Here is a 14,785-nt window from a genome sequence, read left to right as displayed (position 1 = left end):
CAGATTCGACAGGAAAATCAGCGGACGATGGAGGCGCGCGGTGGCCCACGCGCGGCGTGTGCCGGCCAGCGCAGTGCCGGTAGTACCTGCTGTGACCACGGGAATACCAGCCGCGGCCGCCACAGCAGTGGCAACAGCAGCACCAGTACAGCCAGCCACGGCAGCAGGCGCATGGCCAGCACGCAGTATTCGCAGGCTTCGCCATGCATGGCGTGGGGATCGGCCGGTGGGGTCGGACTCCGTTGCCCGTGCAGAGGGCTCTGACCCACTGCGGCAGCGTCGTGGTGCATGTGCGCGTGGTCCATGCCTGCCATCGCCGCGTGGTCCATCGGCGGCGCCTGCAGCGCGCGGCTGACCAGTGGCGCAAGCACCATCAGCAGCGTCGCCAGGACGGCGAGCTGCAGCAGGAGGCGCTGCGGGCGGGACAGGCGGGTCACCCCGCTAGTGTAGAGGCGGGTCCAGGGTTGCCCGTGCGACGAACCGTCGCAGGCGTTTGCGACACCCCGTCGCGGGGGTGTTCGGCAGGGCTGCGCCCTGCACCTGCAGAGACCACGTCCACGGCAAGAGCCCAAGCAACAGCAAAAGCGGTTTCCTGTGGGTAGGCGGGGTGGGTCCGGTTGCGGGGGACGCCGTAAATACGTCCATGCAGGCTCGGCTCACGCCCCCGCAACCGGACCCACCCCGCCTTCGACAGTCTTCTGCGGTCTGTTGAAACGGCTCTTGGGGTCAGATCCGTTTTCCGCAGGAAAACGGATCTGACCCCAGATGCATTTCCATATCTGACAGATTTCATCCACGCATGGCGTGGATCTACCGTGTCGACCAAGGTCGACACCTACCAACAGCCATCGGAATCTGTCAGAGGCGGGGCGGTGTGGGCAGGCAGGACCGTTGGCGCCATGGATGGCGCCATCGAGCCCCCAAGGATGGGTTTACGGCGTGTCCTGCCTGCCCACACCGCCCCGCCGCCCCACGGAAGCCAGCAGTTGCAGTTGCTTCGGCTTTTGCCTTTGATTCGGCAGGTGCAGGGCTGCACGCCCTGCTCGACCCACCTCACACCGTGATGGTCTGGGTCAGCGACTCCCAGGTCGGTGGCACCGGCCACACTGCGGCCTGGTTTCCATCCAGCACCCGCCGCAGGTCGCGCGGATCAATCTGTGGGGCCAGCACGTGCACCAGCTCCAGCGCGTAATCACGCAGCACGCGGTCGCGCGGCAACACCGCCCAGGCGATGCACTCGCTGATCGGATCCGGCGTCGGCCACGACCTCAGGTCTTCGTCATTGGAACTGACCGCCATCTCGGCCAGCAGGCCTACGCCCAGGCCCGTGCGCACGTAGGTCTTGATCAGGTCGGCATCGAGCGCGGTCAGCGCCAGGTCGGGCACCAGCCCATTGGCGGCGAAGGCGCGTTGCAGGGAAGAGTTCGGTCGGGTCGAGGATTCGTAGCTGATCAACGGCTGGCGGGCCAGCGCGGCCAAGTCCGGTGCGCGGCCGGCGCGGTCCAACGGGTGGCCCTTGGGTACCACCACCAGGCGCCGCCAGCGGAACAGCGGCACTGCGATGCCGTCGGTTGGCTCACCGCCTGCGGTACTGATGATGGCGATATCGGCGTCACCCTGGTTCAAGCGGTCCAGCGCGTCGGTTTCACCGGCCTGCTGCAGGTGCACGCTGACCTGCGGATAGGCCTGCTTGATCGCCGCCACCGCCGGCGGCAACACGAAGCGCGCCTGGGTGTGCGTGGTGGTCAGGATCAGCTGGCCCTGGCTTTCGCGCCGCTGGTTTGCCGCGTACGTACGGATGTTGTTGGCTTCGGCCAGCACTGCGCGGGCACGCGCGATGACTTCGGTTCCGGCCGGGGTAACCGACTCCAGGCTGCGCCCCTTGCGCACGAACAGCAGGAAGCCGAGCTCGTCCTCCAGCTGCTTGAGCTGCTTGGAGAGGCCGGGCTGGGTGGCGTGCACGCGCGAGGCGGCCAGCGTGATGTTCAGCTCGGCGTCGGCGATGGCTACCAGGTAGCGCAGCTGGGTCAGCGTCATGGGCAGGCAGGCGGCATGGGGCGGACGTCCACTCTAGGGTCAATTGCCGTCACCAGCTTATAACCAAAGGTTGTTTAAGAAAGGTATCTGGTCATTTCCGGGCGTCATATGCCGGCGCTACGGTCAGCCGGCAGCCGCTGGCCTGAACGGCCAGCCCTCTCCCCTTCGCCCGCCGTGACCCGTCGCGGCCCCGTTTCCGGAGCGCTCCCATGGCCCTGTACGACTCCATCCTCGATACCGTCGGCAACACCCCCATCGTCAGGCTGCAGCGCCTGGCGCCGCCACAGGTCAGCGTCTACGCCAAGGTCGAGTCGTTCAACCCGGGCGGCTCGGTGAAGGACCGCCTGGCGCTGGCGATCATCCTCGATGCCGAAGCACGCGGCCTGCTCAAGCCGGGCGACACGATCGTGGAGGCCACCTCGGGCAACACCGGCGTAGCACTGGCGATGGTCGCCGCCGCGCGCGGCTACAAATTCGTGGCCACCATGGTCGAAACCTTCTCGGTCGAGCGCCGCAAGCTGATGCGTGCCTACGGCGCCAAGGTGATCCTGACCCCGGCCGCCGAGCGCGGCAGCGGCATGGTGCGCAGGGCGGCCGAGCTGGCCGAGCAGCACGGCTGGTTCCTGGCCAGCCAGTTCGCCAACCCGGCCAACCCGGCGTATCACCGCAACACCACCGCTGCCGAGATCCTGCGCGACTTCGCCGGCAAGCGGCTGGACTACTTCGTCAGCGGCTGGGGCACCGGCGGCACGCTCACTGGCGTAGGCGAAGTGCTGAAGGTGGCACGCCCGCAGACCCGCATCATCGCCACCGAACCGGCCGGCGCCGCCCTGCTCAAGGGGGATGACTGGAAGCCGCACAAGATCCAGGGCTGGACCCCGGACTTCGTGCCGGACGTGCTCAACCGCGACGTGGTGGATGAACTGGTCTCGGTCGAAGACGATCGTGCAATCGCCACCGCGCGTCGCCTGGCCGCCGAGGAAGGCATCTTCGTCGGCATCTCCGCCGGCGCCACCGTGGCCAGCGCGCTGGACATCGCTGCCCGCGCTGAACCGGGCTCGGTGATCCTTGCGATGCTGCCGGACACCGGTGAACGTTACTTCTCCACGCCGCTGTTCGCCGATGTGAACGAAGGATCCGACGACGACTGGCTGGCCGGCCTGCCGTAACAGCAGGGGTCAGAGCCTTTTCCGTGCGGAAAAGGATCCGCCCCCTTCCCGCTTCAGCCTGCGTGAAGGCGTCGCCCGCCATCGTGCGCGAAGGCCGTTGGATCGCAGCGCGTGAGACGGTCATGACGCAGCATCGATGCCCTGTCCCCTACCGTGGGAACAGCCGGCGCAGATGCTGCGCGGATCACCTCACAGGCAGGAGACGGACGCATGAAGATCGAGGTTTGGCAGGGCGACATCACGACCCTGGCGGTGGATGCGATCGTCAACGCGGCCAATGAAACGCTGCTCGGTGGCGGCGGTGTCGACGGCGCGATCCATCGTGCGGCCGGGCCCGCCTTGCGGGCCGAATGCGAGCAGTTGCCGGAGCTGCGCCCGGGCGTGCGTTGCCCGACGGGTGAAGTGCGCGCCACCGGTGCCCATGCGTTGCCGGCGCGCCATGTACTGCACACGGTAGGCCCGGTCTGGCACGACGGCCAGCGCGATGAACCGGCGTTGCTGGCCAACTGCTACTGGAAGTCACTGCAGCTGGCCGAATCACTGGGCGTGCACTCCATCGCCTTCCCGGCGATCAGCTGCGGCGTGTATGGCTACCCGTTGTACCAGGCCGCGCAGATCGCGGTCACCGAAACACTGGCCTGGCAGCGCAGCCATGCGCAACCGATGCGCATCGTGCTGGTGGCGTTCAATACCGCAACGGCCAAGGCCTACCAGCAGGCGTTGAGCGCCGCCGGGCAAAGTGCTGACAGCGAACCGCGTGGGTCGCTGCTGCCGCCGCTGGGCGATGCGGGCCTTGCCGCCGCGCACTGAACCGTGGTGCTTCAGGTAAAAGAAAAGGCCGGGCATTGCCCGGCCTTTTCCGTTGCAGCGTAGTGCTCTTCCACGCACGGCGTGGATCACACTCAGCGACTGGAGGCTTCCACCGCGGCGGCATCATCGGCCACGGCGGCTGCATCGGCTGCGGCACGTGCCGCCGAGGCTGCGGCCCCGTCGGCGCTCGCGCCATCCACCTGCACGCGCACTTCCACCATGCCTGCGCCATTGTTCAGGCTGGACACATCGACGGTGTAGTGACCGGCCGGCAGGGTTTCTTCCAGGCGTGAATTGGTACCGTTGCCGCCGTCGTCGTCGGTCAGCTCGACATCGCCGCCAACCACGCGCAGCAGGGTATCGACCTGGCTGGAGATCGCATCCAGGCGCACATCGGCCGGGCGGTCCAGGGACAGCAGGAAGCGGCGGCGGCCATCGTTGTCGAGCATCGTGTACACGCTCCCCGACTTCGGCAGCGCCGTACCATCGCGCTCGACCAGATTGCCGGGCAGCTCGATGCGGGTGGCCGACAGGGTGAACATGCCGCTGACGCCGTCGCCCAGGCCACGCGCGGTCAGGGTGTACTTGCCCGGCTTCAGCGACAGGGTCAGGCGCGAGTTGGTGCTGTCACCGCCGTCGTCATTCTCGGCATCCACGCCCTGGCCCGACAGCTTCAGCACTGGATCGAAGACCTCCGACACCAGGCGGATCTCGTACAGGCCGGCCTTGTCCACCTGCAGGGTGTAGTCCTGGGAACCACCGGCCAGCATGTCGACGATCTCGCCGCTGCCCGCCAGCGGCTTGCCGTCGTACGGCACCAGCTTCTCGGCACGCAGGCGGTACGGACCATAGTCGGTCGAGCCGTTGGCGTTGACCGCCACCTGGTAGATGCCGCCACCGTTGGCACGGAAGGCCAGCGAGACGTCGCCTTCGCGCTCGTAGCCGGTGTTGCTGCTGGCCACCAGGCTGCCGTTGTTGAACACGGCAATCGAGCCACTCAACGAACCGGTCAGCTTCAGTCCGACCAGTTGCTTGTCTTCCAGCTTGATCTGGTAGAGCTGGTGGTGGCTGCCGTCGTTGTAGTTGATGCCGCTGCGCGAGGTGATCTCGCCGGATACCGGCTTGTCGAAATCGAGCGACGCGGCCTTGCCCGCATCCGCGCCGCCGCCGATGCGGTTGCAACCGCCGGCGACCAGGACCGTGGCTACGGCCAGTGTGATTGCTGCCAAACGCATGTTGTTTCTCCTTGGCCTTCCATGTGGTTCCCACGCACCGGCCAGGCGCATGGGGGCGGAAAAGATACCCGCAAAAGCAAACGCCGGCGTGATGCCGGCGCTGCCTTGTTCATCCAGCGATGGGACGGATCAACCGTTCCACTTGCCCAGCGCCGCCAGGCCGTTGTCCCTGGCGCGCTCGTACACGGTCTTCTGGGCAGCAGCGTAGTTGCCCTTCATGTCCTTGGCCCACAGCTTCAACGCGGCCTGCTGCATGGCGCGGCCGTAGGAGAAGCTCAGCGGCCACGGCAGGTTGCCCAGCTGGTTCATCGCGTTCAGGTGCTCGGTGGACTGCTCGTCGCTCTGGCCACCGGACAGGAACACGACGCCCGGCAGGATCGCCGGCACGGTGCTCTTCAGGCACATCACGGTCGACTCGGCCACTTCCTCGACGTCGGCCTGCTCATCGCAGCCCTTGCCGGAGATGACCATCGACGCCTTCAGGATGGTGCCTTCCAGCAGCACGTTCTGCTGATACAGGGCGTCGAACAGCGAACGCAGGGTGGCTTCGGTGACTTCGTAGCAGGTCTCGATGTCATGATCGCCGTCCATGATCACTTCCGGCTCGACCATCGGCACCAGGCCGCATTCCTGGCACAGCGCTGCATAGCGGGCCAGCGCATGGGCGTTGGATTCGATGCAGGTACCCGACGGGATGCTCTCGCCGATGTTGATGACTGCACGCCACTTGGCGAAGCGCGCGCCCAGCTTGTAGTACTCCTGCAGGCGCTCACGCAGGCCATCGAGGCCTTCGGTCACCAGCTCGCCCGGGCAGCCGGCCAGCGGGTGCGCACCCTTGTCCACCTTGATGCCCGGAATCATGCCGTGGTCGGCCATGTACTTGGCGAACGGCACGCCGTCCTTGGTCGACTGGCGGATGGTTTCGTCAAACAGGATGGCGCCGGAAATGTGCTCGTTGAGCTTCGGCGTGGTCAGCAGCAGCTCGCGGTAGGCGCGACGGTTCTCCTCGGTGTTCTCGATACCGACGCCGGCGAAACGCTTGGCGATGGTAGCGGTGGATTCGTCGATCGCGATGATGCCCTTGCCCGGTGCGACCATGGCCTGGGCGGTTTCAGCCAGCTGTTCGATGCTCATGTATTTCCTGTGGCGGGTGCGGGAAAAACACAAGTATAGCCCCGCGGCCCGTTGCCTCGCCGTGGAGGACAGGATGGAAACGCTTCCAATGTCCGCACCGGACACGCCGTGTCCTGCCGTCGGGGGTCAGGGCCCCTGCGGGATCTGACCCCGGGGTCGGATCCACAACGCGGCGCCGGCCCCAGGGCAGCACTACTTACAGGTCGCCCAGGCCGATGGCGCGGCCGTCCTCACCCACTTCCAGCAGGCGCAGGGTATTGGTGGCACCGTGGGTTTCCATGTGCTCGCCACTGGTGAACACGACGCGATCACCGGCCTGCAGCAGTTCCGATTCCACCAGCAGGCGGATGCTGCCGCGCGCGGCTTCACGCGGGGTCAGGCCGCGGCTGTCGAAGTTGATCGGGAACACATCGCGCATCAGCGCCATCTGCCGGCGCGCACCGTCATGGCGGGTCACCGCGAACACCGGCGCCTTGGCCCTGAAACGCGACAGGTAACGTGCGGTGCCACCGGATTCGGTCATCGCCACGATCGCGCGCACGCCCACGTGCTGCGACAGGAACATGGTGGCCATGGCAATCGCCTGGTCGGCACGTTCCAGGTTGCGCGGCGACGCGTTGAAGTCGGTCTCGGTCTGGAACTGGCGCTCGGCACCCAGGCAGATGCGTGCCATCGCCTCCACGGCCTTGACCGGGTAGGCGCCAGCGGCAGTTTCCGCCGACAGCATCACTGCGTCGGTGCCGTCGATGACCGAGTTGGCCACGTCCAGTACTTCGGCGCGGGTCGGGATCGGGCTTTCCACCATCGACTGCAGCATCTGCGTGGCGGTGATCACCACCTTGTTCTGCGCCAGCGAGGCCTTGATGATCTTCTTCTGCAGGCCCGGCAGCTCGGCATCGCCGATTTCCACGCCCAGGTCGCCACGGGCGACCATCACCACGTCGCTGGCCTCGACGATTTCTTCCAGGTTCTCGATTGCCTCGGTGCGCTCGATCTTCGACACCAGCGCGGCATCACAGCCGTGCGAACGGGCGATGTCGCGCGCATCGTTCATGTCCTGCGCATTGCGGCAGAACGACACGGCGATGAAGTCCACGCCAATCTTGGCAACGATGCCGATCAGCTCCTTGTCGCGCTCGGTCAGCGCACCCAGCGAGAGGCCGCCGCCCTGCTTGTTCAGGCCCTTGCGGTCGGACAACACACCATCGTTGAGCACGGTGTTGACGATACGGTCGCCCTGTACTTCCACCACCTGCAACTGCATCAGGCCGTCGTCGAGCAGCAGCACATCACCCGGGCCGACGTCCTGCGGCAGGCCGAGGTAGCTCACGCCCACCTCGCTGGCAGTGCCCGGGCCGGCGTTCTCGCTGGCGATCAGGTCGAAGCGGTCGCCCGCCTTCAGCTGCACCTTGCCTTCGGCGAAGCGCTCGATGCGGATCTTCGGGCCCGGCAGGTCGGCCAGGATGCCCACTTCCACGCCCACGCGGGCCGCAGCGGCACGCACTTCGGCGGCACGCTTGGCCTGGCCGGACGGATCGCCATGGCTGAAGTTGAGGCGCACCACGTTGACGCCGGCGCGGAACAGATCCTCCAGCACGCCCGGCGGGTCAGTGGCCGGACCGAGGGTGGCAAGGATCTTGGTGCGACGCTGACGCTCGAACATGGTGGATGGGCCTCTCCCGATAAAGAACGGAAATTAGCACATCCTTCACGCCGCATGTATACGGTTACAGCCTTGTGCCGCCTGACTTCGCGGGTCATGGAATGGACATCATCCGGACATACGCTGGCGCAGGGGGGCGGTTCTGTGGAGCCGAGCATGGGCTCGGCTCCACAGGAAGCTAGGCCAGCAGCGCTTCCAGCTGCGCCGGCTCACGTGCCAGCTGGCTGGCACCGGCTTCGGTCAATTCCGCCTCTCCGCCAAAGCCCCACAGCACGCCGACACTACGCAGGCCGTGGTGGCGCGCGCCTTCGATGTCCATGCGCCGGTCGCCGATCATCCAGCACTGTGCAGGCTGCACCTGCAGCCGGCGCAGTGCCTCGCCGACCAGTTCCGGCTTGTGGCTGCGCGAGCCATCCAGGGTTGAACCGACGATCTCCTCGAACAGCCCACCGAACGGCAGGTGGGCGAGGATGCGGCGCGCGTGCGGCTCGTTCTTGGCGGTGACCACCGCCAGCCGGTGTCCACGGCCATGCAGCGTGCGCAGCGTGCCTTCCACCTGCGGGTACACCGTGTGCTCGCGCCAGCCTTCGACGTCGAAGCGCTCCCGGTAGTAGCCCACAGCCTGTTCCACCCGCGCCGGTTCGACGAACAACGGCGCGAAGGTGGTGCGCAGCGAAGGACCGATCCAGCCCAGCAGGGTTTCCTGCGGCGGCACCGGATGGTCCATCTTCTGCAGCGCATAGGCGATGCAGGCGGTGATGCCCACCTGCGAATCGATCAGCGTGCCGTCAAGATCGAAGAACAGCACATCCTTGCCGCGCTCGGCGCTCATGCGCCGCGCGCGTCGAGTGCGGCGACAGCCGGCAGGGTCTTGCCTTCCAGGAATTCCAGGAACGCACCACCACCAGTGGAGATGTAGCTGACGTCGCCGGCGATATCGAACTTGTCGACTGCGGCCAGGGTGTCGCCACCGCCGGCGATGGAGAACGCCTTCGAGCTGGCGATCGCGCGGGCCAGCGCTTCGGTGCCCTTGCTGAAGGACTCGAACTCGAACACGCCGACCGGGCCGTTCCAGACCACGGTGCCGGCCTTCTCGATCAGCTGCGCGTACTGCGCGGCGGTCTGCGGGCCGATGTCCAGGATCAGGTCGTCTTCGGCAACGGCATCGACCGCCTTCAATTCCGCGGCAGCGTCGGGCAGGAACTGCTTGGCGGTGACCACGTCAACCGGCAGCGGAATGTCGGCGCCGCGTGCCTTGGCATCGGCCACGATCTTCTTCGCGGTATCCAGCAGGTCCGGCTCGTACAGGGACTTGCCGACGTTGTAGCCAGCTGCGGCGATGAAGGTGTTGGCGATGCCGCCACCGACGATCAGCTGGTCGACCTTGCCAACCAGATTGGCCAGCAACTCCAGCTTGGTGCTGACCTTGCTGCCGGCGACGATGGCCAGCAGCGGCTTGGCCGGTGCATCCAGCGCCTGCGCCAGCGCGTCCAGCTCGGCCATCAGCAGCGGGCCACCGGCCGCGACCGGTGCGAAGCGGATGACACCATGGGTGGAGGCCTGCGCACGGTGCGCGGTACCGAAGGCATCCATCACGAACACGTCGCACAGGGCGGCGTACTTCTTCGACAGGGCCTCGTCATCCTTGCCCTCGCCGACGTTCATGCGGCAGTTTTCCAGCAGCACCAGCTGGCCCGGCTGCACGTCGACGCCGTCGACCCAGTCGCGCACCAGCGGAACGTCGCGGCCCAGCAGTTCGGACAGGCGCTGGGCGACCGGTGCCAGCGAATCGGCCTCGCTCCACACGCCTTCCTTCGGGCGCCCCAGGTGCGAGGTGACCATCACCGCCGCGCCCTGCTCCAGCGCGCGCTTGAGCGTCGGCAACGAAGCGGTGATGCGCTGTTCGGAGGTGATGCGGCCATTCTCGATCGGCACGTTCAGATCCTGGCGGATCAGCACGCGCTTGCCGGAGAGGTCGAGGTCGGTCATGCGGACAATGGACATGGGCAACTCTTTGGCTCGGGGACGGGATGCCGGTCTGCGGCAGACGGCCATTGTATCGGGTGCGGCTGGTGGGAGGGCCGATGCCTGCGGCAGGCAGAGGCGCAGGGCAAATGCAACAGCAACAGCAACTGCCAAAGCGCTGGCGCTTCGTGGTGCTGTGAGTGGGCCGGGGTGGTGTGGGCTGGCAGGGGACGCCGTGAATCCATCCCTGGAGGCTTGGCAGCCGCATCCATGCGGCTGACACCCCTGCCAGCCCACACCGCCCCGGCCTCGACAGGCACCTGAGGTGATGCAGATGGCAAAGGCAAAAGCGGTTTCTAGTGTCGGAGAAAAATGTAGAGCCGAGCCCGTGCTCGGCTGGGTCTATCGCGAACAGCAGCCGAGCATGGGCTCGGCTCTACAAAGAGCGCCCTGCCAAGCAGCTTTTGCTCTTCTTTTTTTCTTTCCGTGGGTGGACGCACACGGAAATTGTCAGAGGCCGGGCGGGGTGGGTTCGCGGGGGTGTAAGCCGCATGGATGCGGCTGCCAAGCCTACAAGGACGTACTTGCGGCGTCCCCCGCGAACCCGCCCCGCCCGGTCAAGCGCTGCTTTTGCTTTTGCTTTACGCGACCAACCGCCCACCCACGAGGGGCTGCGCCGTTCGCTGGAGCCTATTCCGAAGGCGCAGGCTTCTGCCGAAGCAGGCTGAGCGCCAGGCCACCCACCACCAGTACGCCCAGGCCCAGCAACGCCCACAGCAACCACGATTTCCAATCGCGCTGCGGCTTCAGCGCCGCATCGCCGGCCAGCGGCTCCGGGCTGCCTTCCAGGCGCGCCAGTGTTGGCTGCCACGAAGGATCGTTGCGCTGCCGAAGTTCCTCGATCAGCACCCCGATCGGCGCGTCCGTGCGGCGCGCGGTCGCGCTGCCCACCGCCAGTGCGTAGGGCGCCGCGCCCTGGCTCAGGAACACCAGCACTTCCGGCTGGTAACCCAGGCGCAGCGTCGGCGCGGTGGCGGTTTCCGCCGGATTCGCCACCAGTTTCCAGTAGCGGTCGCGGTGCACCCCGCCCAGCGGCTGTGCCGCCGACTGCTGGCGCTGGCCCTGCGTGCCCTGCTGCACCTGGTAGGCGATCCACGGCGCGCTGCGACGTTGCCATTCCGCACTCTCGTCATCGCGGCTGAACAGCGTCCATTGCACCAGGCTGTTATCGGTGCTGGCGACATCGGCACGTGCCACCGGGAACCGGCCATCCATCTCGAAGGTGTACTCGCCCTTGCCCGACGACGTCGGCTCCAGCGACAGCCATTCCCAGGGCAGCGTGGCCGGTGCTGGCGGCAGTTCCGCCAGTACGCCGCGCAGGGTCGGCAGGCGCGAGTCGCCCTGCGCCAGGATGCGCAGGTAGCGTGCAGCGCCGTCCACCTGCAGGCGGCGCTGCAGCAGGCGCTTGCCGGCGCGCTGCAGATCCACCAGCGGCACGTCGCGGCCAATCGATCGCCAGTGCTGCAGGTCGTCACTGGCATCCAGCTGCACCTGCACCTGCAGCGGCTGGCCGCTGTCGTTCCAGTCCAGCACCAGTGCCGCCAGCGGCTGCTGATCGAGCATGCTGGCGTCGATCAGCCAGCCGCCCTGCCCGCTCGACCCTGCCCCGCCACCCACCCGCGCTTCGACCCGGCGCACGCGCCCATCGGTATCACGCTCGGTCAGCAGCTGCAGGTCGTTGCGCTGTGCATCGGCCAGCGGCGGCAGCACGAACCACGGCAGTTCACGCTGCACCGGCGACTGCGCCAGCGGCTGGTCCGGCGCCAGCAGTGCCGACGGCAACAACTGGCTGGCCGCGTTGAACACTTGCAGATCGCTGAGATCGGCGGTCACGGCACGGCGGTAGATCGCCGGCTCCAGCACGATACGGTAGGCACCGGACTGCGCACTGGACAATGTGAGCGGCCATTGCTCGGCATACTGCGTGCGGTAATCAGCCGCCTGTACCACGACGGCGGCCAGCATGCCGAACATCGCCGGCAGCAGCGCCCTGCTCCACTTCCTCATTGCGTTTCCTCCACGGTCGGCGCCGCGCTTGGCGGTGCCGGTGCCAGATAACCCACGACCGTGCACAGCAGGCCGTAGGCGATGAACGATGCGATGCCCAGCAGGTTGCCCAGGTGCTGGCGATCGACAATAACCAGCTTGGCCAGCACCACGCCCATCAGCACGGCACCGACCATCCACAACACACGCTGGCTGCGACGCGAACCCCACACCCAGGCAATCACACCCAGCACGCTCCACAACACGGTCAGGCTGGTCTGCGCCAGGCTGAAGCGCATCATCGAGGCATTCCACGCCAGTCCACCCCATTGGTGCACGCCATGCAGCACCAGGCTGGTCAACGCGAGGAAGGCCGCCAGTGCCAGCAGCGGCATGCGGATGTTCAGCAATGCCTGCGGTGCCTCACTGCCGTACAGCCAGCGCGCCAGCAGCAGCAGGCTCAGCCACTGGCCGATCTCGGCCGGATTCAGCACCGGCAGCCACAGCAGCGGTGCGGCGTCGCCCGGCAGCAGCTGGCCCAGCAGCCAACCGATCGCCAGCAGGCCGAACAGCACGCACTGCAGCGGGACGCGCGCGCTGTCGAATGCCGCGCCCAGCGGCCAGCGCAATGCGTTCCAGCGCCACAGCGACAGCGCCGCCATCAGCAGCCACGGCAAGGTCACCAGCAGGGTCGTCCAACCCTGCGCCAGGCCGGCCTCGCCACCACCCCACAAGGCCAGCAGCGAAAGCAGCGACGGCCACAGCAGCCACCACAGGAACTGCGCGATGCGGGCCACGGTATCGCCGCCCTGGCGCAGGCACAGCAGGGTCCGCACGCCCAGCACCGCGAACACCGCCCAGGCCAGCGCGCCATGGCCGGCGAACGGCTGGTGGTGTGCATCGCTCTGCATCAGGGCCAGCGGGAAGCCCAGCGCGAGCATGGCCAGCGCAGTAACGCCCAGCGCACGCGCCGGCTGGCGACGCTGCGCTTCGGCCGCCAGCCAGGCAGTGACCGCGGCCAGCACCAGCAACGCGTCCACTTCGGTGCGGTACGGGAAGAAGCGGGTGATCTCATGGACCAGGCCGCCCAGCCACCACAGCAGGCCCCACAGGTAATACACCAGTGCGACCTCATGACGCGGCCTGCGCTGGTAGCTCCACGCCGACGCGAAGCCGGCCAGGGCCAGCAACAGCGCGCCAACGGCGGTCGGGTTGATCAGGAAGCGCAGGTCTTCGTGCCAGTGGTCGCCACCGGCAACGAAGGCGAATGCGGCGCCGATCTGCAGCAACGCGCCGGAGACCTGCGGCAGCCACCGCTTCTGGCGCAGCCCCAACCACGCCAGGCCAGCGCCTTCCAGTGCAAACACGGCGCCCGTGGCGCGCGCCGACAATGCCAGCGGCACCGCCAGCGTGGCGAAACCCACCGCGAGCACGGCATGCGACTGCGCCAGCACGGTGTACGACGCACGTGCGATCAGCGCCCGGGCCAACACCGCGTAGATCGCCGCCAGGCCCAGCGCGCACAGTGCCAGCGTCATCGGTTGCGCGTGCAGCATGCCTGCCTGCAGCGAGAACGCGACCAGCGGCGTGCCGAACACCAGGCTGCCATCGATCAGGTCGCGCCGGCCGGCCGGCTGGCGACGCGCGTACAGCAGCGGAATCAGCAGGTAGAACACGAAGAACAGCGCCAGGAACGGCTCAGTGCTGCTGAACTTGTCCGGTGCGTACTGCAGCACGCCCCAGAAGGTGCCGATGCCGAAGGTGAAGGCGAAGCCCAGCAGGTTCAGCGCGCGCCACGGGCGGAACCAGGCGATGGCGAAGATGCCCGCATTGAGCACGGCGTAATAGCTGAACAGCCCCACGTGGTTGCCACTGCCGGTGGACAGCCACAGCGGTGCCATGAAGCCGGCCAGGATGCCCAGTACGGCCAGCGTGCGCGAGTTCTGCACCACCGCCAGCACGCACAGCCCGGCCACAAGTGCGATCGAACTGGCAAAGGCAAAGGCCGGCGGAATGAGGTCGAAGCGCTTGAACGCCGCGAAGATGGTCAGCAGCAGTACGCCGATGGCACCGCCCTGCAGCGCCAGGGCAAACAGCCGCCGGCGTTCACGCTGGTGCCAACCGAAGGCCAGCAGGCCCAGCGCAGCCGCGGTGATGCCGGCAAGGCGCAGTTCGATCGGCAGCACCAGCCAGCCCTGGTCGCTGACGTACTTCAGCAGCGCTGCGACACCGGCCAGCAGCACCAGCATGCCGATCTTGACCGGCACGTTGCCTTCGGTGAACCAGCGCTTGACCGCACCGATGCCACGCTCGATGACATTGGGCAGTTCCGGTTCGGAAGGCAGCGGCGGCTGCACCGGCACCGGCGGCACCGGCGGTGGCGCAGCAGGACGGGGGACAGGCACCTCGGTGGGCGTTGCTTCGCGCACCGGTGGCTGCGGGGGCTGAGGCGCAGCAGCAGCGGCGGCCGGCCGCAGGAACGGTGGATCGGCGCTGGCAGCAGGTGCGGCCACAGGCCGTTCAGGCGCGGGTGCGGTGGCGGCCGGCCTGACGGCGGCCGGCGCGGCGGCCATCGCGCTTTCCAGCGCAGCGACGCGGCGGCGCAGGCCGGCAATCATCACCAGCGCGACCACCAGCAACAGCGGAATGGCCAGAAGAACCAGTACGACCAGGGCTATCAGTGCTTCCATTGCGTGCTTCCAATGCGATCCCGCGCCCCAGCGGCG

General features: G+C 67.4%; 11 protein-coding genes. 2 read left to right on the top strand and 9 right to left on the bottom strand.

Going from position 1 to position 14,785, the window contains the following annotated elements:
• Window positions 1–17 precede the first annotated feature (17 nt).
• Together ACM0O9_RS07435 and ACM0O9_RS07430 are read right to left on the bottom strand one after the other, a co-directional pair.
• Window positions 18–437 carry a DUF2946 family protein gene (locus ACM0O9_RS07435; RefSeq protein WP_005418850.1) on the bottom strand — a complete coding sequence of 140 codons (420 nt, stop codon included), beginning with the start codon at window positions 435–437 and terminating at the stop codon, window positions 18–20.
• A gap of 616 nt (window positions 438–1,053) precedes the next feature.
• The gene (locus ACM0O9_RS07430; RefSeq protein ID WP_414604151.1) at window positions 1,054–2,037 is read right to left on the bottom strand and encodes a LysR family transcriptional regulator; all 984 of its coding nucleotides are present in this window, start codon (window positions 2,035–2,037) and stop codon (window positions 1,054–1,056) included.
• A gap of 209 nt (window positions 2,038–2,246) precedes the next feature.
• Between ACM0O9_RS07430 and cysK the strand changes: the two genes are divergently transcribed.
• Window positions 2,247–3,206 carry a cysteine synthase A gene (gene cysK, locus ACM0O9_RS07425; RefSeq protein ID WP_061479314.1) on the top strand — a complete coding sequence of 320 codons (960 nt, stop codon included), beginning with the start codon at window positions 2,247–2,249 and terminating at the stop codon, window positions 3,204–3,206.
• 210 nt (window positions 3,207–3,416) lie between these two features.
• On the top strand, window positions 3,417–4,016 hold the full coding sequence (locus tag ACM0O9_RS07420; RefSeq protein ID WP_065185299.1) for an O-acetyl-ADP-ribose deacetylase: 600 nt from the start codon (window positions 3,417–3,419) through the stop codon (window positions 4,014–4,016).
• A 92-nt stretch (window positions 4,017–4,108) separates the two neighbouring features.
• Here ACM0O9_RS07420 and ACM0O9_RS07415 read toward each other — a convergent pair whose 3' ends face one another.
• The 7 genes from ACM0O9_RS07415 to ACM0O9_RS07385 all read right to left on the bottom strand — a co-directional run bounded on the left by ACM0O9_RS07415 (window position 4,109) and on the right by ACM0O9_RS07385 (window position 14,749).
• On the bottom strand, window positions 4,109–5,251 hold the full coding sequence (locus tag ACM0O9_RS07415) for a hypothetical protein (protein WP_005418859.1): 1,143 nt from the start codon (window positions 5,249–5,251) through the stop codon (window positions 4,109–4,111).
• A gap of 129 nt (window positions 5,252–5,380) precedes the next feature.
• Window positions 5,381–6,385 carry a class I fructose-bisphosphate aldolase gene (locus ACM0O9_RS07410; protein ID WP_005418861.1) on the bottom strand — a complete coding sequence of 335 codons (1,005 nt, stop codon included), beginning with the start codon at window positions 6,383–6,385 and terminating at the stop codon, window positions 5,381–5,383.
• Window positions 6,386–6,581: 196 nt separating this feature from the next.
• On the bottom strand, window positions 6,582–8,048 hold the full coding sequence (pyk, locus tag ACM0O9_RS07405; protein WP_005418863.1) for a pyruvate kinase: 1,467 nt from the start codon (window positions 8,046–8,048) through the stop codon (window positions 6,582–6,584).
• 178 nt (window positions 8,049–8,226) lie between these two features.
• On the bottom strand, window positions 8,227–8,880 hold the full coding sequence (locus tag ACM0O9_RS07400; RefSeq protein WP_065179512.1) for an HAD hydrolase-like protein: 654 nt from the start codon (window positions 8,878–8,880) through the stop codon (window positions 8,227–8,229).
• Window positions 8,877–10,052 carry a phosphoglycerate kinase gene (locus ACM0O9_RS07395; protein ID WP_235649149.1) on the bottom strand — a complete coding sequence of 392 codons (1,176 nt, stop codon included), beginning with the start codon at window positions 10,050–10,052 and terminating at the stop codon, window positions 8,877–8,879. The genes ACM0O9_RS07400 and ACM0O9_RS07395 overlap by 4 nt, the downstream gene beginning before the upstream one ends.
• Before the next feature lie 651 nt (window positions 10,053–10,703).
• Complete coding sequence (locus tag ACM0O9_RS07390) at window positions 10,704–12,080, bottom strand: DUF3999 domain-containing protein (RefSeq protein WP_065197135.1); 1,377 nt, start codon at window positions 12,078–12,080, stop codon at window positions 10,704–10,706.
• Window positions 12,077–14,749: a DUF2339 domain-containing protein gene (locus ACM0O9_RS07385; protein ID WP_235649148.1), complete on the bottom strand. Its 2,673-nt coding sequence runs from the start codon at window positions 14,747–14,749 to the stop codon at window positions 12,077–12,079. The genes ACM0O9_RS07390 and ACM0O9_RS07385 overlap by 4 nt, the downstream gene beginning before the upstream one ends.
• Between the last annotated feature and the right edge of the window lie 36 nt (window positions 14,750–14,785).

The sequence above is a fragment of the Stenotrophomonas sp. FR012 genome (genome assembly GCF_047520565.2).
GTDB lineage: Bacteria > Pseudomonadota > Gammaproteobacteria > Xanthomonadales > Xanthomonadaceae > Stenotrophomonas > Stenotrophomonas sepilia.
This window is presented reverse-complemented; position numbering and strand designations above follow the sequence as displayed.